The sequence below is a fragment of the Avibacterium volantium genome (genome assembly GCF_049366555.1).
GTDB lineage: Bacteria > Pseudomonadota > Gammaproteobacteria > Enterobacterales > Pasteurellaceae > Avibacterium > Avibacterium volantium_A.
The window spans coordinates 1-19,740 of sequence record NZ_JBMMGT010000004.1 but is presented as its reverse complement, the minus strand read 5'-3'; the positions used below and the strand labels follow the sequence as shown (position 1 = coordinate 19,740).

Annotated in this window: 17 protein-coding genes and 1 pseudogene; 8 read left to right on the top strand and 10 right to left on the bottom strand. The window is 40.2% G+C overall.

Translation table 11 applies throughout. The features are described 5' to 3' along the window. Positions 1–121: 121 nt before the first annotated feature. Both ACLS0A_RS01640 and argA read left to right on the top strand, forming a co-directional pair. Entirely contained in the window at positions 122–385 is a 264-nt protein-coding gene (locus ACLS0A_RS01640) for a GrxA family glutaredoxin (RefSeq protein WP_103852784.1), read from the top strand. A gap of 124 nt (positions 386–509) precedes the next feature. Next, a complete protein-coding gene (gene argA, locus ACLS0A_RS01635) occupies positions 510–1,817 on the top strand; it encodes an amino-acid N-acetyltransferase (RefSeq protein WP_416082148.1) in 1,308 nt (435 codons plus the stop codon). Positions 1,818–1,978: 161 nt separating this feature from the next. Here argA and ACLS0A_RS01630 read toward each other — a convergent pair whose 3' ends face one another. From ACLS0A_RS01630 to ACLS0A_RS01585, 10 genes and pseudogenes are all read right to left on the bottom strand, one after another. Beyond that, entirely contained in the window at positions 1,979–2,632 is a 654-nt protein-coding gene (locus ACLS0A_RS01630; protein WP_416082147.1) for a stress protein, read from the bottom strand. 11 nt (positions 2,633–2,643) lie between these two features. Beyond that, positions 2,644–3,222, bottom strand: a complete 579-nt coding sequence (locus ACLS0A_RS01625; protein ID WP_039146853.1) for a TerD family protein — start codon at positions 3,220–3,222, stop codon at positions 2,644–2,646. 48 nt (positions 3,223–3,270) lie between these two features. Continuing rightward, a pseudogene (locus ACLS0A_RS01620) lies at positions 3,271–4,770 on the bottom strand (helix-hairpin-helix domain-containing protein). Then, positions 4,767–6,326, bottom strand: a complete 1,560-nt coding sequence (locus tag ACLS0A_RS01615) for a PP2C family serine/threonine-protein phosphatase (RefSeq protein ID WP_416082146.1) — start codon at positions 6,324–6,326, stop codon at positions 4,767–4,769. Before ACLS0A_RS01615 ends, ACLS0A_RS01620 begins: the two are co-directional and overlap by 4 nt. Before the next feature lie 2 nt (positions 6,327–6,328). After that, positions 6,329–7,366, bottom strand: coding sequence for a TerY-C metal binding domain-containing protein (locus ACLS0A_RS01610; protein WP_416082145.1), 1,038 nt, complete (start codon positions 7,364–7,366; stop codon positions 6,329–6,331). Between the two features lie 9 nt (positions 7,367–7,375). Next, on the bottom strand, positions 7,376–8,014 hold the full coding sequence (locus tag ACLS0A_RS01605) for a vWA domain-containing protein (RefSeq protein WP_416082144.1): 639 nt from the start codon (positions 8,012–8,014) through the stop codon (positions 7,376–7,378). Positions 8,015–8,074: 60 nt separating this feature from the next. Next, positions 8,075–8,713 carry a vWA domain-containing protein gene (locus ACLS0A_RS01600; protein ID WP_416082143.1) on the bottom strand — a complete coding sequence of 213 codons (639 nt, stop codon included), beginning with the start codon at positions 8,711–8,713 and terminating at the stop codon, positions 8,075–8,077. A gap of 80 nt (positions 8,714–8,793) precedes the next feature. Further along, positions 8,794–9,162 (bottom strand): hypothetical protein, encoded by a 369-nt coding sequence (locus ACLS0A_RS01595; protein WP_416082142.1) that lies wholly within the window; start codon positions 9,160–9,162, stop codon positions 8,794–8,796. 3 nt (positions 9,163–9,165) lie between these two features. Continuing rightward, the gene (locus ACLS0A_RS01590; protein WP_416082141.1) at positions 9,166–10,170 is read right to left on the bottom strand and encodes a TerC family protein; all 1,005 of its coding nucleotides are present in this window, start codon (positions 10,168–10,170) and stop codon (positions 9,166–9,168) included. Between the two features lie 277 nt (positions 10,171–10,447). Next, positions 10,448–11,896, bottom strand: a complete 1,449-nt coding sequence (locus tag ACLS0A_RS01585) for an NAD-dependent succinate-semialdehyde dehydrogenase (protein ID WP_416082140.1) — start codon at positions 11,894–11,896, stop codon at positions 10,448–10,450. Between the two features lie 381 nt (positions 11,897–12,277). On the opposite strand from ACLS0A_RS01585, the gene dksA reads away from it, so the two are divergent. The 6 genes from dksA to treC all read left to right on the top strand — a co-directional run bounded on the left by dksA (position 12,278) and on the right by treC (position 19,498). Further along, the gene (dksA, locus tag ACLS0A_RS01580; protein WP_416082139.1) at positions 12,278–12,715 is read left to right on the top strand and encodes an RNA polymerase-binding protein DksA; all 438 of its coding nucleotides are present in this window, start codon (positions 12,278–12,280) and stop codon (positions 12,713–12,715) included. Between the two features lie 314 nt (positions 12,716–13,029). Continuing rightward, the gene (pcnB, locus tag ACLS0A_RS01575) at positions 13,030–14,337 is read left to right on the top strand and encodes a polynucleotide adenylyltransferase PcnB (protein WP_416082208.1); all 1,308 of its coding nucleotides are present in this window, start codon (positions 13,030–13,032) and stop codon (positions 14,335–14,337) included. Beyond that, entirely contained in the window at positions 14,334–14,831 is a 498-nt protein-coding gene (gene folK, locus ACLS0A_RS01570) for a 2-amino-4-hydroxy-6-hydroxymethyldihydropteridine diphosphokinase (RefSeq protein ID WP_416082138.1), read from the top strand. Before pcnB ends, folK begins: the two co-directional genes overlap by 4 nt. 32 nt (positions 14,832–14,863) lie before the next feature. Then, complete coding sequence (treR, locus tag ACLS0A_RS01565) at positions 14,864–15,808, top strand: trehalose operon repressor TreR (RefSeq protein ID WP_416082137.1); 945 nt, start codon at positions 14,864–14,866, stop codon at positions 15,806–15,808. A 569-nt stretch (positions 15,809–16,377) separates the two neighbouring features. After that, positions 16,378–17,796 (top strand): PTS trehalose transporter subunit IIBC, encoded by a 1,419-nt coding sequence (gene treB, locus ACLS0A_RS01560; protein ID WP_416082136.1) that lies wholly within the window; start codon positions 16,378–16,380, stop codon positions 17,794–17,796. 10 nt (positions 17,797–17,806) lie between these two features. Further along, the gene (gene treC, locus ACLS0A_RS01555; protein WP_416082135.1) at positions 17,807–19,498 is read left to right on the top strand and encodes an alpha,alpha-phosphotrehalase; all 1,692 of its coding nucleotides are present in this window, start codon (positions 17,807–17,809) and stop codon (positions 19,496–19,498) included. Positions 19,499–19,740 lie beyond the last annotated feature (242 nt).

Below are 19,740 nucleotides of genomic sequence, written 5' to 3'. Positions count from 1 at the left end.
ACTCCTTTATTCTTTTTGCCATAATCAGTACAATTTGCACAATTTTTTATCTTGCTAAGCATTTTGTCTATTTGCATTTTTATCTAGCCAATGAGCTTGGCCCTAACAGAAGGAAATGATTATGTTCGTTGTTATTTTTGGTCGCCCTGGTTGCCCTTATTGCGTGCGTGCAAAAGAGCTTGCTGACAAATTAAAAGAAACCTTAAGCGATTTTGACTACCGCTATGTAGATATTATCGCAGAAGGCATCAGCAAAGCAGATTTATCTGCTTCAGTAGGCAAACCTGTTGAAACTGTGCCACAAATTTTCATTGATGAAAAACCAGTAGGCGGTTACACCGACTTCGCTGCGTTAATGAAAGAGCAGTTCAACGTAGTAAACTAATCTCCATAAATACAAAGTGCGGTGAAATTTCACCGCATTTTTTATCTCTGCAAAATTTTCCTTGCATATTTTTTAAAATGAATATAAATTCACCTTAAGTGAATAATTATAAGAAAAGGAAGTTATGCGCAGCACCGAACTCGTACAGTGGTTTAGACAATCCACCCCCTATGTGAATATGCACAGAGGCAAAACCTTTGTGATTATGCTTGATGGCGACACCATTGCCAGCCCAAATTTTATTAATATTATCAATGACATTAGCCTGCTCCATAGCCTTGGCATTAAATTAGCCATTGTGTTTGGCGCAAGATTGCAAATTAATCAGCTCCTTGAACAGCAAGGCATCGTGCCAACTTATCATAAAAATATTCGCATTACCGATCCCCACAGCCTTGATGTGGTGAAACAAGCGGTGGGCAAATTAAATTATGATATTGCTGCGCGCCTTTCTTTGCGTCTGCCCCATTCTGCGGTAATCAATGTGGTGAGCAGCAATTTTATTTTGGCGCAACCCATTGGTGTCGATGACGGCGTAGATTATCAGCTCAGTGGCAAAATTCGCCGTATTGATAGCGAGAAAATTCAGCAACAATTAGATCAAGGGTCGATAGTGCTACTCGGCCCCATCGCCCCCTCTGTAACGGGAGAAACCTTTAATTTGCCTTTTGAAGAAGTGGCAACGCAGGTGGCAATCAAACTTAAGGCAGAAAAACTCATTGCCTTTTCTGATACGCAAGGGATTTTAAATGATCAGCAAGAAACCATTGCCGATTTACTACCGCAAGATGCGGAGCAATATTTAAGCCGCTTTATTTCGCAAGATCAATATCACAGCTCACAAGCTCGTTTCTTGCAGGCGGCTATTGAAGTGTGTCGTGCGGGCGTGAAGCGTTCCCACTTGTTAAGTTATGAAGAAGACGGATCGCTGTTGCAAGAACTCTTTACCCGAGATGGCGTGGGAACGCAGCTTTCAATGGAAAGCTCAGAAAGCATTCGTCTTGCAAATGTGGCTGACATTCCTGCCTTGTTGGAACTCATTTACCCATTAGAACAACAAGGGATTTTGGTCAAACGTTCTCGCGAGCAGTTAGAAATGGAAATTTCCAACTACACCATTATTGATCGTGATGGCGTGGTCATTGCTTGTGCAGCTTTAAATGTTTACCCACAAGAAAATATGGCTGAAATGGCTTGCGTTGCCGTTCACCCTGATTACCGCAATTCTTCGCGCGGCGATATTTTATTAGAAGCCATTCAAAAACGCGCCAAAGAACAGCACATTGGACGGCTATTCGTACTCACCACACGCACAGTACATTGGTTCCAAGAACGTGGATTTTATTTAGCTCAGGTGGAAGATCTGCCCGTAGAAAAAAGAGAAAAATATAATTACCAGCGCCGATCTAAGATTTTGATCAAAGATTTATAAAGGATTCTCAGATAATCCTAAGGATATTCTTGATACAAAAAAGCTGTACCACCAAAACAAAATGGTTGTTAATAGATATCTATTAGCAACCATTTTCCTGTATAAAAATAATAGATTAACAGTAATTTAATCTATTACTTTAAAATTTGGGAACCGTACAACTATTTCGAGCCAGCAGAGAATTTGAATCCCCAATCATAATGTTGGCTACAATCTGCATGTCCATTGAAGAAATTAATTTCTTTACGGACAGACATTTGCGAGCCAATAAAATCAATGCTAGCGATAGCACAAAAAGAACGATGATCACTTTGCTTACCCATTTCAACTACAATTTCAGGCTGATTCGGTACTTTTACTGTAACAACAGCGTCAGATTCAGCCCATTGAGCAACGCCATCATAAATGAAACAGTACACAACCAAGCGTCGTAAATCCTGAATGCCTTTTGGATTCACCAAAATAGTTTCACCATTCTCACTACTACCACTACGATCATCACCACAATGCCATACCCACGGAAAGTCAGTATAACGGCCTTGCCGACTTAGCTTATGACGGGGACCACCTTGCCCTTTAGAAAATTGTAAACCATCAATCATTCCTGCTGTACCATCTTTTAGCTCCCAATAGATTCCTAGATCTAAATCAATTTCTTTATTAGCCCCAAATAAACTAGAAAAGAAACCGCCTTTTTTCTGCTGTTGTGACCAATTTAGATTGATTGTGATCTGTTCATCCGTAGATTTAGATAAATCAATTTTATGGCTATCGCCTCGTTTTTCTAAAGTAATTTTACTCAATGAAACTGCCATTTCTGCTTTCCTTATCCTACATTTACGCCATATTGTTGACACAGCGCATACAATCCACCTGAATAACCTTGACCAATAGCACGAAATTTCCATTCTCCGTTATGGCGATAGATTTCACCAAAAATCATCGCTGTTTCTGTACTGTAATCTTCTGATAAATCAAAACGAACGATTTCTTCATCTGTATCGTGATTAACCAAGCGAACAAACGCATTACTTACTTGTCCAAAATTTTGTCGGCGAGCTTCTGCTTCGTGAATAGTCACAGCGATAAAAAGAGATTTAATATCATTTTGAATTTGATCTAATTTCACAATGATACTTTCATCATCCCCATCACCATCTCCCGTTAGATTATCCCCCGTGTGTTCAACTCCACCGCAAGGTGAATGAACTTGGTTGTAAAAAATAAAATAACTATCTGAAGGGACTTTACCATTCTCTTTAGTCATAAAAATACTTGCATCTAAATCGAAATTCTGACCATCAGTAGAACGAGCATCCCAGCCTAAACCAACCAACACATTTTTTAAACTTGGATCGGTTTTGCTTAATGAAACGTTTTGTCCTTTTGTTAAAGAAATTGCCATTGTTTACTCCTATTTTATTTATTAAATTTATTCAAAAATAACCGCTCTTTACGCTCCAGCTATTTGGACGACAAGTAAACGTCCACCTTCACCTTGCTGCAATAAAATTTGCCCACCTTCTTCCAATTTTACTTTTTCACCTATTGCAATAGGTTGCTTAGTTTTAATATTAATCATTTGTGGAAAATGTTCATTTACCAACCACCAATCGCCCTGATAAAAACGAAAATAAGCCATTCTTTGAGCATCTGATGCTTTAAGTTTCTCATTTGGAAAAACTCGCGTATCCGCATGCCATTTGTAAAGTCCTTGCCCGTCATACACCATAATACGATGATTATCAGGACGGTAACTGCCATTTGGTGCTGCTGAATAGAGATTTAATACAGGTAATACGCCCTGATGTGATGTGCCACAAAATGGGCATTTCGGTTTAGTCGAATTATCAAAGGCATACCATTTCTGCTCGCATTTCGGATTGCTACATGGCTACAATAAATCAACAGTCTTGACCAAAGCTTGTTCCCATTCATCAGCCGTTGGTCTTCCCGCTGGATTATGCAAATCAGAAATAAAGGCTCGCTCAAATAATGCACTCAGATATGGTCCAGTAATTTTATAAGGAATCTTATCCGTATCTTTCCAAGGCAATTCTGTAGGTCGAAGGTTTTTCACCTTAATACGATTACTTTTATCTGTTGGATGTTCAATAAAAAGCGCTTTTTCCCCCATTGCCAGCTCTTCATCCCGTTGGCTATCATTCATATCAAAGACCTTATCGCCACGAAGAGGATGACGATAAAGCAAATACATATAAATCAATACAGCTAATGCGTGGAGATCTGTTGTGCGACTTGGCAATCTACGTTTAGGATCTGTCTTATCTAGATGCTGAGTTGCAACAACCTCTGGCGCAATGAAATCTGGCGTTCCCACTACTGTTGGAGGATGTTTACCTGGTACAACCAAGCCATCAATATCAATTAAACAAGCCTGCCCTGTTGTCGGATCGATCAAACAGTTTTTATAACCTAAATCACTATGACTTAATCCAGCCATATGCATTCTTCGTACTGCTCTAGCTAGCATCAAACAGACTTTCAGATGCAACATCCAATCCCCCAGTTCTTTAGGATCAAGAAATTTGTTACGATTAGAAGCTGAAGCAAACCATTTACCATCTTTATCTTTGCCTTTAATTTGCAACATATCGTTATTACGACTACCATATTGAAAGAAAAAACAATCTCGATAAAAAGGGCTCACTACCCCTAATCGACCTTGATATTCCACTACCGCAGTAGGCCAACAAAATAATTTCTTCAAATATTCGCCGCCCTCTTGTTCAAAAATACGTTTGCGGTATGTTTCCGTGATCATTTCTAAGCGTTCTTTGGTTTCTTGATCCGCTTTTTCACGAAAAAATGCCACTACATAATCTCGATTAGGTGAAAACATTACATCTTTCATTCCACCTTGTGCTTTTACTTCATCTACAAACTCTATCGTTTGACCATTGGTCGCAGTTAAACGGATAATTTGACTCATTGATTTACTCCTTGAGTATCCATTCTTTGATCGCTAGCTTTAATGAGCGTAATAGTTGTTGTAATCTCATTTGAGGTCATACTAATAGTACGCTCTACTTTGTCTCCAATATCATCTTCCACATTTTTTTGTGCTATTTCTTCGGCGCTTATTTGTGTATTCTTATTTGGGAATGAGGCAATTTGATAATCTTCGCTAGGAAGATCATTTTGACGTTGATTGATCATTCCATTCCACTCATCTTGTGAAATAAACATTGCTAGCGTTCGATCATCATGTTCACCTTTTGACCAAAAATCTAACCATTGTTCTAAAGCTTTAGCAGGATTTTCAGCTTGTAATGGTATTTTTAATTCCTCCCATAATGCTTGCCATGTCTCAATAGTTTGCAATTTCGCATCCGTTTTAAACTTTGGATCAGAAACACCATCAGTCATCAACATCAAGAGCGGTGGATAATCCTGCAAATCGGTGTGAATTCGAGAAACCAATTTTTCCGCCTCAATCTCGGAATGCGTTAAAAAGACTGTTTCCCCAGAATAGTTACCTGAATCAACTTCCCCCAATAATTTCACTTTTGGCGTCCCTAAATCAACAATAGCGGCAGCACCATCACCTACCCAATAACAAGCTGTAAACCATTGACCATTTTTAAGACGTAAAGTTAATGCTAGCAACAAAGTGCAAGAAAGCGACTTTAATGGAATTTGTTCTTTTTCCGCTTCAGTTTGTTGCGCTTGAAAAGCTGATTGCACCGCTTGGAATAATAGTCCATTTGCTATTCCTTTTAACTTATCCATTTCAAAAGAATAGGATATTACCTGATATTTATCATTGTTCGTCAGCTGCTCTAGCACCTTTTCTTTTGCAGCTTCTACCGCCAATTTTGAACCTAACCTAGAAAATTCTGCGCTGCCAGCTCCATCTGCAACAGCAATAAAATGCACACCACTTTTATCGTGAAAAGCAATCGTAAAATCATCATCGCAACATATACCTTTATGTGCATGAGAACGTCCACGTATTCTTGCTGCTAATAATTTGCCAAAATTTGTTGAGATCTCATCACTTGCACTATCCGCTTTCCAAAAACGTTCATTTTTGTTACTAGGAATGTTATCCCAAAGTTTTCTAGGGTCTGGGTTGATCCAAAGTGCACCCAACGAGGTAGAGCCATCTTCCAATAAGAAAGAAACTTGAATTTCTCCACTTACTTTCGGTATCCCTTCAATCACTTTTTGTTCAGCATTCCAACGCAAACCACATTCTTGTGAGAAATGAACATCTTTAATTAAAAGATCTGTATTTGGCTTGCAAAGATAGGTCTCATCTTGTTTGGCGTTCACAAGTTGAATAACTGGCATTATTTTTTGTATGACTGTAGATTCTGTTGGCATTATAACTTTCACGTTTTCTATTCCTTGGCGAAAATTGATAAAGGTTTCGCTAACAAGCTTAACTAAGGTGGCATTCTGAGTAGAAAAAGCATCTATGCTTTCTTCATCCATCTCCTCCAGCCAAGATTTAATTTTCTGAATTTGCTCCAATGCGCTCATCACTATCCCCTTGCTCGATTAATTTCAAAATCATCGCCTTCAGAATCAAAACAAAAAAAGCATTCTTGCCCACATTTAGGACAAACTACCTCACCTAATCCATCAATACAAAAAACTTGTCCGCAATCACACATTGCAAATGCAAATGGCGAGCCACAATGAGGACAACCACCTCCACCAATCAGTTGCGAAGATTTTACTGTTTGATTATTAGGACGAGGATCTGACCAATCTTCATAATCTTTCTCAAGAGGATAAGCACCAATATAATGATATTCAGCATCACCAAATATCACTTCACCAAAACGCTCCCATTTCATTAAATAAGGCAATTTTACTTTACGGCAAAGACCCGCAATAATGGCATAATTCTCATCAAGAGCGGTTAATTCTTCAGTATTTTTAGCTAATGAAATGGCACTATTTTCCAAAAGTTCTTTACTAAGCAACACTGGGATTTCAATACCAAGTGAACGGCTTTGACTACTAATTGAAGTAGCAATAGTTTCGCATAATGCTTGATAAACACGCTCAATATCTGCATCATCTAAACGATATGTAAGATCGGCCACTTCATCAAGCGTAGATAAATCCGAATACTTACCAATTCCTATATTGATTAATTTTGCACGATGTTTAAATAATGATTTCCAGCGCTGAATAGCTTTGCTTATGTCATCTGTGCTAGAGCCATCAGACATAAAATAAACCGAAGGTTTCCAATCTCCTTTTTGTTCAGTTGTACTAGGAATAACCTCTTTATCAATGCGATCCATTACATGATTTAATGCTGTACCAATAGATGTGCCAGAACCAATAGGTAGACGTGGCAAATAGAAATTTATCAACTCCGTGAGTGGTGCAAGCGTACCTGCAGCACCAGCAAAACCGATAACAGAAATATAAACAGACTCTAACGCATAAGGATCTCGTCTTAATTGGCTAACCAATCGACTCATTCCCTCTTGCATTTGACGAATATTTTCACCCGCCATACTTTCAGAAATATCAATCACAAGATAAACAGGTAAACGGCGCATAACTATTCCTTAAAAAACAATATTGATTTCATTTGGGGGAGGTGGCAATGTATTGCTTGTTGATACACCAACACTCACGCTAGTTTGAGCAACCGAAGCAGAAACCCATTGGAAAAATTGAGCAAAGCTATTTGAATCCATCGTATCTAGCGAAACAACTGTATCGGTGAGTTTCTTAAGTACATTTGGATCAGCTTTGGGACCTGCAGCACAAGCAACAATATTACCGAAATTCAAGGATTTGATCTGTGGTATAGCATTATTGTATGCCATCACATCTGAAGGCTTACCATCGGTAAGTAAAATTAAAATAGGTCGCCAATCTCCTTTTTGAACGGTTGATCCTAAAATTTGTTCTTTTTGCACCGCACTTACAAGTTCTTCTAACATCCTCCCCAAGAAAGTTGGGCCACTGTCTGGAGTACTTATAGTTGGAAGTGTTACATCTTCAAGCGCGGTTAAAGGAAGCACGTTTTTGATTTCACTATCAAAGGTGAAAATCGAGAGATAAACACTATCCAGTGCGTAAGGATTTTGACGCAACGCCGATAACAGTGATTGTAAACCAACATTTACCGCTTCAATCGGCTCCCCTTTCATTGAACCTGACGTGTCAATACAAATATAAGTGAGAAGTCGTCTAGACATAATTTAACGTTTACAAGCTAGAGTAATAGATACTAGACGGAGAAATTCCATCTACTCAATTTATAGTACAATATTTAATTCTGCTGGCGGTGGAGGCAATTCATTTAAGCCATTAACCTCTTTCTTATTCAAATCCACTTTTTGACTTGAAACAGAAATAGAGGCTGATACCCATTTAAAGAAAGCTTTAATAGAATTTGCATCTGCGGTATCAAGGGAAACTACTGTTTCTGTAATTTGTTTTAACACATTAGTATCAGCCCCAGCACCAGCAGCACAAGCCACAAACGTTCCTGTTTTAACTTGGCGAATAGCATTGATCCCTTTTTGTAAATCATCTGTCGGCAAACCATCTGAAAGTAAGAATACAACTGGCTTCCAATCGCCCTTAACTTCCGCTGAACCTTTCTGAACTTCTCTATTAATACAATCTGCCAATAAGCTTAGTGCCTCCCCCATTGCAGTAACCCCTGAAACCTGAATATCGGGCATTTGAAAACTCATTAATTCCGTTAACGGTGTAACTTGTTTCGCATTTGTATCAAAAGTAATCACTGATAGATAAGCAGTTTCCAATGCATAAGGATCTTGGCGCAACGCGGAAACCAACATTTGCAAACCATTGCGCACTGCTTCAATTGCCTCTCCCATCATTGAGCCTGAGGTATCTACTAATAAATAAACAGGTAAACGACGCATAATTCTCTCCTAATTAAGATTTCTGTAATGAAATAGAGTTAGATTGATCGAACTTTGATTTTTTAAAACTGGTTCATCAGCTAATAGCAACTTTGTGTTTCAATACCATTTTTGCGATTTAATTCTTGTGCAGCTTCACAAGCTGAACGAGATTGTTTACCCGCGCAATTTTGATTAAACCAAGTAATCATATTCTGATGTTGGCTAACTTTATTGTTATAACTATCAACAGAAGCTTGAGAATACTGATTAACATAAGTATTTTGCAATTCTTCGCCTAACCATTTAGCCTGATTATAAATTTCCACGCATTTTTCCATTTGTTCATCACTAATAACAGGCACATGTCCATAAGTCGAACTTATTGGTGGCGCAGTATAATGCTGGTTTGCTATTGCAACACTAGCCAATAAACTACATACTGTTAAAACGAGTTTTTTTACTAACATTTTTTACTCCTGTTCTTCTTTCTCAGGGAAGATAAATGAGGCAATTACACCGATTGCTAAAGTACCTAGAACGATAAATAAACTAGCGTTTGGTGAAATATGAATACCCGTATCACTCACAGCATGATTCCAAGATTGAATAGCCATTTTGATACCGATAAAGAACAATAGCGCAATAATCGCTTTTTCAAGATGGACAAGATATTTAGTTAACGTTGCCAAAATAAAATAAAGGCTACGCAAACCAAGAATAGCAAAAATCATTGCTGCATAAACCAATAAAGGCTCTTGCGTTACAGCAATTACCGCTGGTACAGAGTCAAAAGCAAAAGCCACATCAGAAGTTTCAATTGCAATCAAACAGAGAAAAGCAGGAGTTAAATATTTAGTGCCCTTACGGGTTGTTGAGGCAATCTGTTCCGTACTCATTTCAGAGTGATTAAGCAAAAAACGATCGCTAAAAAGCTTGGTATAAATTGGCATAAGCTTCCCTGTCCAACGTACACTCCAGTGATTTGAATAATCTTCAATCTCTTCCTCATCATCACCGCCACTTTTAAGCATTTTCCATCCACTCCAAATCACAAAAGCAGCAAAACCAAACCCTACCCAAGGACTAGCAGCAAACAACCCTGTTCCGATTACAACAAAAATAGCACGGAAAATTAATGCGCCGATAATGCCCCAATAAAGAATACGATGTTGAAGTCTTCCTGTAATACCAAAAGAAGCAAAAATGGCGACAAAGACCATTAAATTATCAACAGATAAACTCTTTTCTAATACATAACCTGCAAGATATAAATCTGCCCACTCTGCATCAAAGCGTAACCATAGATAAACATAAAAGCAAAGTGCTAATCCTATCCAAAAGACGGACCAAAGTGCGGCGTCTTTTACGCTAATTTCCTTGCTATGACGATGAGCAAATAAATCTAAATAAACAGACAGTGCAATTACACCAAAAAAGACAAGAATTGTTTCGAGAGGAAAACCGAAATGAGTCATAAAATCCCTATCAGATGAAAATAAACTAAAATCTTCCCTATTCTAAAAAAAAAAAACGGTTGTCAACAAAAATAAATAAAATATGTTAAATCAAACTATTACACTCATTTCAACATACTATAAATAGATAACGTCTCAGTTTATTTATATACTTTCACCAATGTCCAATAAAACTACATAATGCAGTTCTATAACAAACTTAACGATTATTTGTAAATTTAATGGTATAAAAAAGGGGCGACACAGCCCCTTATTTTTTATTTTATCTTTAGCCTATTTATTTTATGCCTAAACAAAGGTATTTCAGCTCTAAAAATTCATCAATGCCGTAATGTGAGCCTTCGCGCCCAATACCAGATTCTTTCACGCCGCCAAATGGGGCAAATTCGTTGGTCACCAAGCCTTCGTTAATTCCTACAATGCCATATTCTAAGGCTTCTGACACGCGCCAAATACGGTTAATATTTTGCGTGAAGAAATAAGCCGCCAAGCCGAATTCCGTGTCATTTGCCATTGCAATGGCTTGTTCTTCCGTTTCAAATTTAAAAATCGGTGCTAAAGGCGCAAAAGTTTCTTCTTTGGCGACTAACATTGTTTGATTAACATCTTTTAAAACGGTAGGTTGGAAAAATGTTCCGCCAAGATCTGCAGGTTTACCACCAAGCACCAGTTTAGCGCCTTTTTGCAACGCATCATCAATGTGACGTTGTACTTTTTCCACAGCACTTTGGCGGATTAAAGGCCCCATTGTTACATTTGGTTGATTGGCTTCGCCCAGTTTAATTTGTTGCACTTTTTCACAGAATTTTTGCACAAAGGCTTCATAAATTCCTGCTTGCACATAAATACGATTGGTGCAAATGCAAGTCTGCCCTGCGTTACGGAATTTAGAGGCAAACACCCCTTCTACGGCACTGTCTAAATCTGCATCATCAAACACCAACGCTGGCGCATTGCCCCCTAGTTCTAAGGATAATTTTTTCACCGTACTCGCCGATTGTGCCATTAATAATTTGCCCACCTTAGTTGAGCCAGTAAAGGTCAATTTACGAATAATCGGGCTTTCTGTTAGCACTTTGCCCACTTCCCCTGCTTGTGTGGTAGGTATCACATTCAACAAGCCTTTTGGCAATCCTGCTTGGTTTGCCAATTCTGCCAAGGCTAAGGCGGATAATGGCGTTTCTGGCGCAGGTTTTAACACCACCGCACAGCCTGCCGCTAAAGCTGGTGCAGATTTTCGCGTAATCATCGCATTCGGGAAATTCCAAGGCGTAATGGCAGCCACCACACCAACAGGCTGTTTCATCGCCATTAAACGATGATTGCTTTTATCTGAGGGCAACATATCCCCTTGTATCCGCTTCGCTTCTTCCGCAAACCATTGAATAAAACTCGCCCCATAAAGCACTTCGCTACGGCTTTCAGTAATGGGCTTACCTTGTTCTAAGCTAATAATTTGCGCAAGCTCTTCTTGATGTTGTAACACCAGTTCATACCAACGGGTTAAAATATTAGCTCGCTCTTTCGGTAATACCTGTTTCCATTTTTTCTGCGCTTGTTCCGCCGCTAAAATGGCTTGCTCCGTTTCTGCCACGCCTAAATCTGCCACTTGGCAAATTTCTTGTTGCGTTGCTGGATTCAACACCGAAAAAGTTTTCCCATCTGCATTTTCTACATATTCACCATCAATATAACCTTTTGTTTTTATTAATGAAAAATTTTGCATTTTTGCCCCCTCTTTTTATTTAAAAAATGATTCTTAAAAGATACTCGCCTAACTCAAAGGTTGTCTAGTCTTTTTTATATTTTTGCTCATAATACGCCATTTTACAGAGGCAGATTTTGTTAGCTGGATCGCAAAATTGAGATTTATTGTGTAAAAATTTTTTATCTTGCGTAAATTTATTTGCTAATTTCTCAAACTTCTGATATTTATACCGCTCTTTAAAAAGCGCCTAATTTTGAAATGGAATTAGGCTTGCCTCGAAAAGTCTTAACTTAACGCAAAAGTGCGGTCAAAAATATAGCTGAATTTTGCTATTCCTACGGTGATAATAAGGTCAGTTATACTAAGTTAAAATGGATGAATTACTATTAGGAGATAACAATGAGTCAATCCTCTTTAAGTTTATTAGCCTTAGCGGGAGTGGAACCCTATCAACCGAAAGAAGGTGAAGAATATATGAATGATGAGCAACTGCTACACTTCAAAAAAATCCTTGAAGCTTGGCGTGCTCAAATTCAAGAAGAAACCTCTCGTACTGTGGCTTATATGCAAGATGAGGCTTCAAACTTCCCCGATCCTGCAGACCGTGCGACACAGGAAGAAGAATTTAGCTTAGAGTTACGCAACCGTGATCGTGAACGTAAGTTAATGAAAAAAATCGAGCATACACTGAAAAAAATCGATACAGGTGATTTCGGCTATTGCGATTCTTGCGGTATTGAAATTGGTATTCGCCGCTTAGAAGCACGTCCAACAGCTGATCTTTGCATTGATTGCAAAACCTTATCTGAAATTCGTGAAAAACAAATGGTAGGCTAATTAGCTTGCTGTTAAAATACAGGCTTAAATTAAAAAGTGCGGTGATTTTTGACCGCACTTTTCATTAATTTTATTTACGCTTTTCAAGCAAGGGGTTCGCTATTTTAACCTTAATTAAAAATCTGTTTAAGAAAAAAGCAGATAATGCAACACAAGAAACCAACACCAAAAAGGTTTCGCCTAAACGAGCAAATAAAAAAAATACCAAATCCAGCCGTAGCAAGGCTAGACCCGCTGCGCCTTTCGTAGAATATGTCGAGCCGAAAGAAAGCAAAGCACAAGGCAAATCTTCTCATCGCTATCAAAAACACCTTATTCAAGCTTCACAATATGGCATTCAACCGAGAATGATCAGCAAAAATGCCTTAACTGTGGTGCAAAAATTACAACGTAACGGTTACGAAGCCTATGTGGTGGGCGGCTGTTTGCGTGATTTGTTACTCGATAAAAAACCGAAAGATTTTGATGTTGCCACCAATGCGCGTCCTGAACAAATTCAAGCTATTTTTCAACGTCAGTGCCGTTTGATCGGCCGCCGTTTCCGTTTAGCTCACGTGATGTTTGGACGTGATATTATTGAAGTTGCCACGTTTCGTGCCAACCACGCCGTTCACCATAACGAACGTCAATCGAAACAAAGCGATGAAGGAATGTTGTTGCGTGATAATGTGTACGGCACGCTTGAACAAGATGCAGAACGCCGTGATTTCAGCGTTAATGCCCTTTATTACAATCCACAAGATAACACCTTGCGTGATTTCTATAACGGCATTGAAGACATTAAAGCGGGTAAATTGCGTTTAATTGGCGATCCTGTTATTCGTTATCAAGAAGATCCCGTGCGTATGCTGCGTGCCATTCGCTTTATGGCAAAATTGGATATGTTTTTGGAAAAGCCAACGGAAGCGCCAATCAAGCAAATGGCGCATCTATTACGCAATATTCCGCCTGCTCGCTTATATGATGAAGCACAAAAATTATTGCAAACAGGCAATGGCGTGAAAACCTATCATTTGTTGCGTCAATATGGCTTGTTTGATCAGCTTTTCCCAACGCTAATGCCTTATTTCACGGAAAAACAAGATAGCTTTGCTGAACGAATGATTTTAACTTCGCTCGCTTCAACAGATGAACGCATCGCGGACAAACTGCGCATTAATCCTGCCTTTTTGTTTGCTTGCTTCTTCTGGTATCCATTAAGAGAAAAAGTGGAAGTGCTGAAAAATGAAGGCGGCTTGAATAATCACGATGCTTACGCCTTAGCCAGCAATGAAATTCTTGAACAGCTTGCCACAAGCCTTGCTGCGCCACGCCGCCATACGGGGGTAATTCGTGATATTTGGTTCTTACAATTACAGCTGCTAAAACGCAATGGAAACGCGCCAATGCGTGTAATGGCATACCCGAAATTCCGCGCGGCCTTTGATTTGCTAGCAATGCGCGCACAAGTGGAAGGCGGCGAAGCCATTGAGTTAGCCACTTGGTGGCACGAATATCAATTTAGCAATGAAGAACAGCGTAACGCCTTGGTGAAAGCTCATCAAAAACTTCACCCTACGCCAAAGAAAAAACGTTATCGCCCAAGAAAACGTAAAACGCAGAAAGAGCCAACCGCACAATGAAACAGGTTTATATCGCTTTAGGTAGCAATTTAGCTACCCCTGTGCAACAGCTAGAAAACGCACTGCAAGCGTTACAACAACTGCCCCATTCGCAACTGGTGGCAGTTAGCCATTTTTATCAAAGCAAGCCTCTTGGGCCACAGGATCAACCTGATTATGTGAATGCAGTTGCTTGCTTAACCACGGCATTAGCTCCATTGGATTTGCTCGATCAATTACAACGCATTGAGCAAGAACAAGGACGCGTGCGGCTGCGCCGTTGGGGCGAACGCACCTTGGATTTGGATATTCTGCTTTACGGTGATGAAATTATTCAGTCTGAACGCTTAACCGTCCCCCATTATGATATGCAACATCGCGAATTTGTGATCGTGCCGTTGTATGATATTGCGCCTAACTTAACCTTGCCAGATGGCAAAAACGTGGCGGATTTAGTGCAACAGTTTCATCATCACGAAATGAAAATTTTGCAAAAAAGCACCGCACTTGAATAGTTAGGATATTACCCCATTCACAGGATTGAATAATGGCAAAAAAACTCACGATTAAAGATATTGCTGCCTTGGCTGGCGTGGGGAAATCCACGGTTTCCCGCGTGTTAAATCAAGATAGCAAGGTGAGTGCCGAAACGCGCGAGAAAATTCAAGCCATTATTCAAGCCCATAACTTCACCCCTTCTCAATCTGCACGGGCAATGCGTGGACAAGGCAACCCAATGATTGGCATTATCGTTACGCGCTTAAGTTCCAATGCGGAAAACCAAGCCCTTTCTGCAATGCTCCCCCTACTCTACGCAGCAAATTGCGAGCCGATTATTGTGGAAAGCCAAATGGAAATGCACCGCTTGCAGGAACATCTCAAGTTCTTCCAACAGCGCCGTGTTGATGGCGTGATTTTATTTGCCTTTTCAGGCTTAGAAGAACAAGATTTGCAAGGTTGGGAAAAAAAAATAGTGGTTATTGCACGCCATTATTCACAATTTTCTTGCGTCTATTATGATGAACAACGCGCCGTAACGCTCTTACTAGAAAAACTGCTACAGCAAGGTCATCAAAAAATTGCTTATCTGGGGGTGCAAGAAAGCGATATGACAACAGGTTACTTGCGTCATCAAGCCTATCTTCGCTTTTGTCAAGATCATCAGCTTACCCCAAATGCTATGCTGGGTGAGCTGAGCTACGACAGCGCTTACCAATTAGCAAGTGCGGTGGATTTTTCGCGAATTTCCGCCATTGTCTGCGCCACCGACACCTTAGCAATCGGCGTGGTAAAATGGCTGCAAGAACATCACATCACTCACATCAGCGTTGCAGGCATCGGCAACACCCCTCTATTGCGATTCCTTTTCCCTCAAACCCTAAGCGTGGATCTCGGCTTCACCACCGCTGGCAAACAAGCCGTCAAACAATTATTTGATTTGTTAGAAAACAGAGAAATTAAGGCGAGTTGTATTGATTGTGGGTTGGTTTAGTGTTTTTGGTAACTATTCCTAAAATCCCATTCTAAGACTATTCTTTTTTTGACGATCCCTTTCAGACAGGGCTATATCTTTCGACTGGCATTAGCATCACAGGTAAAAACTACGGACGCTAGTCTTAATCCCTTTCGTACAGGGCAATGTCTTTCGACTGCGGATGATGATTTTTTCTTTTTGACTCAATAGGTTAGAAATACCTTTCAAGAAAATGACAATGTGTTGAAGAGCTAGGTACTGAATTGAGCAATATTTAACCAATTTTCTTCCTTTATTCTCCCCTGCCCTTATACCAGAACAACGGATAAAATCTAAATCATCTTATTCTTCATCAATCGAAAAACGGTGCGTATTATATCATTCTTTTATCTACTTTTGCCAAGTATTCACTACAAAAATCCCCAAATTTCCCACCGCACTTTTGCTTGATTTTCCTTTTATCTTATCACTGCCCTATTTTTCATCTAAATATGTGATTTAGATCACAGATTGGGAACGTTCCCATTGAGGAAAAAATAAAAAGGCGTAAGATACGCACGAACATTTTTCAGAAGAAAGGAAAAATTATGGCAAAGAAAATTAATCCTCAATATATCACGCAATTAATCCAGTTAATTGGTGGGAAGGAGAATATTGCGACAGCAACGCATTGTATTACGCGTTTGCGTTTTGTGTTAAATCAGCCTGAAATTGCCGATGTGAAAGGCATTGAATCCTTGCCGATGGTAAAAGGTTGTTTTACCAATGCGGGGCAGTTTCAGGTGGTGATTGGGCCTGAAGTGGATCTTTATTACCAAGAATTAGTGAAACAAACGCAAATTTCTGAAGCGAATAAAGAACAAGCGAAAGTGGCTGCACGCCAAAATATGAAATGGTATGAACAACTTATCTCGCATTTTGCCGAGATTTTCATTCCGCTTCTCCCTGCCTTAATTAGTGGTGGTTTGATTTTAGGTTTCCGCAATGTGATTGGTGATATTCCAATGTTTGACGGCAAAACCTTGGTGCAAACCCACCCGATGTGGGCGACAATCCATTCTTTCCTATGGTTAATTGGTGAGGCGATTTTCTTCTATTTACCCGTGGGAATTTGTTGGTCCACAGTGAAAAAAATGGGTGGTTCGCCAATTTTGGGGATCGTCCTTGGCGTTACGCTTGTTTCACCACAATTAATGAATTCTTATGATCTCGGCTCTAAAATTCCTGAAATGTGGGATTTCGGTTGGTTTAGCATTGATAAAGTGGGCTATCAAGCACAGGTGATTCCATCTATTTTGGCTGGTCTTGCTTTAGGTTGGATCGAAACCCGCTTACGTCGCATTGTGCCTGCGTCATTAAATTTAGTGATCGTGCCTGTCACCTCATTAATCATCGCGGTGTTCCTTGCTCATTCTATTATCGGGCCGATTGGTCGTGAAATTGGTAATGGCGTGGCCTATGTGGTGCGTGCAGGATTAACCGGTAGCTTCGCCCCGATTGGCGCGACATTATTTGGCTTCCTTTATGCCCCATTGGTGATCACCGGTGTGCATCAAACCACCCTTGCGATTGATATGCAAATGATCCAAAACATTGGCGGTACGCCTGTTTGGCCGATGATCGCGCTTTCTAACATCGCGCAAGCTTCAGCTGTGTTAGCCATTGTGATTGTGAGCAAAAAAGCCAATGAGCGTGAAATTTCCGTGCCTGCAACCATTTCCGCTTATCTTGGTGTAACCGAGCCGGCAATGTATGGGATCAACTTGAAATACCGCTTCCCGATGCTTTGTGCAATGATTGGTTCTGCCTTTGCTGGCTTAATCTGCGGCTTAAATGGCGTGTTGGCAAACAGTATCGGTGTGGGTGGTTTGCCAGGTATTCTTTCCATTCAATTACCGTTCTGGGGCGTATTTGCTTTAGCGATGGTGGTGGCCGTGGTTGTGCCATTGATTTTAACAATGATCGTGTATAAACGCCGTGCAGCGAATGGCACGCTTCCAGAATAAGGGTGAAAAAATGACAGAAAAAAACACCGCACTTTCGCCTACGCAATCTCGTCCGCAATGGTGGAAAAATGGGGTAATTTATCAGATTTATCCGAAAAGTTTCCAAGATACCACAGGCAACGGCATTGGCGATTTGCAAGGCATTATTCAGCGTTTAGATTATCTGCAAAAACTGGGCATCGATGCCATTTGGATCACGCCAATTTATGTATCGCCACAGGTGGATAATGGCTATGACGTAGCCGATTATTGCGCCATTGATCCCACTTACGGCACAATGCAAGATTTTGAACAGCTGGTTGAGCAAGCGCATCAGCGCAATATCCGTATCATTATGGATATGGTGTTTAACCACACTTCAACGGAGCATCAATGGTTCAAAGCAGCGCAAGATCCGCAAAGCCCTTATCATCAATTTTATATTTGGCGTGGTGATGATGCCACGATGCCGCCGAATAATTGGCGTTCTAAATTTGGCGGCAATGCGTGGAAATGGAATGAGCGTGTTGGCAAACATTATTTGCACCTTTTCGCCACGGAACAGGCGGATCTGAATTGGGAAAATCCACAAGTGCGGTCAGAATTACAAAAAATTTGTCATTTCTGGGCGGACAAAGGCGTGGACGGCTTGCGTTTAGACGTGATCAATCTGGTTTCCAAAAACCAAGATTTTCCTAGTGATAATCAAGGTGATGGCCGCCGTTTCTATACTGATGGCCCACGCATTCACGAATTTATGCAAGAATTAAGCCGTGAAGTGTTCCAACCGCGTAACCTGATGACGGTGGGCGAAATGTCCTCCACAAGCCTTGAACATTGTCAGCAATATGCCAACAATCAAGGTTCAGAATTATCAATGACCTTTAATTTCCATCATCTAAAAGTGGATTATCCAAATGGCGAAAAATGGACGCACGCCAAGCCAGATTTTGTGGAGTTAAAGCAAATTTTTAATTATTGGCAGCAAGGAATGCACGGCAAAGCGTGGAATGCGCTCTTTTGGTGCAACCACGATCAGCCACGCATTGTTTCCCGTTTTGGTGATGAGGGCAAATGGCATCAGCAGTCCGCTAAAATGCTCGCAATGGTACTACACGGAATGGAAGGCACACCTTATATTTATCAAGGCGAAGAAATCGGAATGACCAATCCAAATTTCACCGAAATCAGCCAATATCGTGATGTAGAAAGCCTAAATATGTTCGCCGAACTGCGTGAACAGGGAATGGACGAAGATCTATTAATGAAAATTTTGGCACAAAAATCGCGCGACAACAGCCGTACCCCAATGCAATGGGATAACAGCCGTTATTGCGGTTTCAGCCAGGTTGAGCCTTGGATTGGCGTTGGACGTGCAGAGATTAATGTGGAACAAGCGCTGGCAGATGAACAATCGGTATTTTACACTTATCAACGCCTCATCGCCTTGCGTAAGCAATATCCGATTTTCATTGAGGGAAGCTATCAAGATCTCAACCCAACTTCACCTGATGTATGGGCTTATCTGCGTGAAAGTGCGGAGGAAAAATTGTTAGTTTTAGCCAATTTAACGGGTAAGCCACAACAAATTGAACTTCCTGCGAATTTGCTAAATCAGAAATGGGCATTGCTTGAAAACAGCCATATCCAAGCCAGCCAGCCACAAGTGGTAAACCAGCTTACCCTTGAACCATTCCAAGGGTTGTATTTCTATCAAAAATAAAAATTTGTAGAAAAAGCACCGCTCTTTGCTCTGCTCTTGATACTTCAGGAGCAGAGCATTTTTAAAAAATTCATTTATAATCGGCTTAAGTATTACATATAAACAAATATGCCGAATTACTTCGCCAGTTACCATAATCGACAAATCTGCCAAACAGACCTTAACGCCCATAATATTTTAGTCCAACATTTTTAATAAAGAAGTAAATAAGCTGGCAATAAAATTTACAGAACAGGATTAGA